This is a genomic window from Actinotalea ferrariae CF5-4, assembly GCF_000603945.1.
GTDB classification, from domain to species: Bacteria; Actinomycetota; Actinomycetes; order Actinomycetales; family Cellulomonadaceae; genus Actinotalea; species Actinotalea ferrariae.
Window position 1 is genome coordinate 1 of the sequence record NZ_AXCW01000419.1, and the last position, 1,989, is coordinate 1,989.

Annotated in this window: 1 protein-coding gene; it reads right to left on the bottom strand. The window is 76.8% G+C overall.

Translation table 11 applies throughout. The annotated features are described in order from the left end of the window. Positions 1 to 175: 175 nt before the first annotated feature. A partial coding sequence (locus N866_RS18415) for an ATP-binding protein (RefSeq protein WP_052023256.1) occupies positions 176 to 1,989 on the bottom strand: 1,814 nt, incomplete at its 5' end.

Below are 1,989 nucleotides of genomic sequence, written 5' to 3' on the forward strand. Positions count from 1 at the left end.
CCCCGTGACCGGGCGGTCGCGTTCGGGGGCGGCGACCTCGGGCGCGCCGGCGGTCGCGGGGACGGGCACGCGGGACTGGTGGCTCACGACGACCTCCGGGCGGTCAGGGGGATCCCACGATCAGACTGCCGCCGCCACAGGGCTGTCGGCATCGGTAGTCGCTACGCAGACGCGCTCACCTGTTCGTGACCTCGGTCCAGCGCGGGTCGCCGGTCCGCCGCCCGAGCTTGGTCATCTCCCGGACGGTCGCGGCGCGCAGGTCCCGCATGCCGACGGCCCGCCGCTGGGCCACCGCGTCGTAGGCCGCCGCGAGGACGATGTTGCGGATGTCGCCCCCCGCGACCTCGAGGGAGCCGGCGAGGAACGCGGTGTCGACCGGGTCGTCGGGGTCCGTCCCGGGCAGCTGCGCGAGGTGGTGCTCCCACAGGAGGCGCCGGGTCGGCTCGTCCGGGTCCGGGAAGTGGACCATGAAGTGCAGGCGCCGGGCGAAGGCCGGGTCGAGGTTGCCGCGCAGGTTCGTGGCCAGCACGGTGATCCCCTCCGCCGCCTCCATCCGCTGCAGCAGGTAGGAGACCTCCTGGTTGGCGTACCGGTCGCGGGCGTCGTTGACGGAGGAGCGGCTGCCGAACAGGGAGTCCGCCTCGTCGAAGAACAGCACCGCGTTGAGCGCCTCCGCCTGGGTGAACACCCGCTCCAGGTTCTTCTCCGTCTCCCCGATGTACTTGTCGACCACGCTGGACAGGTCCACCTGGAACAGGTCCATGCCCAGGGCGTCCGCGACGACGTGCGCCGCGAGCGTCTTGCCCGTGCCGGGGCTGCCGGAGAACAGCGCGGCGATGCCGGTGCCCTTGCCGCCCTTGCCGTGCAGGTCCCCCAGCGCGAGCACCTCGTCCCGGTCCCGCGCCCAGCCGATGAGCCGCTCGACCTCACGCCGGGTGTGCGCCGGCAGCACGAGGTCGTCGAGGGTCGCCGGGGCGCCGTTCGCCCGCACCCGCGGGGCGTGCGAGGCACCCATGCGCCGGGCGGCCCGGCGGACGTCGTCGGACGTCGTCGCCCGTCCGGAGCGCTCCGCGTCCGCCTCGGCGCGCCGGCCCACCGCGGTGATCTCCTCCGGCGTCAGCCGCAGGGTGAGGACCTCCCGGGTCGTCGCCTCCGGACCGACCACCCGGTACCACTGCGCGGCCCGCTCCTCCTGGCGCAGGCGGGGCGCGGTGACGGCCGGCGGCAGGGCGAGCGCCCAGTGCGGGTCCCACGGCGTCCGCCCGACGGCGAGCACGGGCACGACGGCGTCGAGCTCGCCCAGGAGCGGACCGGCCAGGTGGGCGCCGGCGAGCACGAGGACGACGCCGGAGAGCCCGGCCTCCAGCACCAGCGCGCGGACCACCCGCGCCACCGACGCCTCGTCCGGCGGTGCACCCGGTCCGGCAGGCAGCCGCTCCAGGTCCGCGACGAGGCACTCGAGGTCGACGGCGCGGCACGCCGCCGTCGCCAGTGCGGTGCCCGCCGCCCCGGTCGGCGCGTGCACCCACACGAGCGGCTCCCCCGTGATCAGGGCGGCGGCGACCTCACCGGTCCCGTCGACGTCGACGGGCTCCGCCTCGCGCAGGACCGCCTCGACGAGGCGCGGAGGCACGTCGGAGCCGAGCAGTCGGGCGGTCACCCGGTCCGGGAGCCGCAGGCGGCGGGCCGGGAAGGGCTCCTCGGCATCGACGCGCAGCAGCCCCGCGCGGGCCGTCGGACCGTCGACCGCGACGAGGGCTCGGACCAGGGGGTCCACGACCGAGGCGCCGGCGAGCTCGAGGGCCAGCGCCGCCGTCGGGCGCGCCGGGCCGTCGTCGCCGGACAGGAGGCCGCACAGCAGGTGCCCGCTCGGGTGCACCTCGGCCAGCAGGGCGACGAGCAGCACGCGGCGGGCCACCGCGCCGAGGCCGAAGAGCGCGCCGACCTGGGCGAGGTGCTCGCGCGCCGGGGCGAGCGGGTCGTCGACGT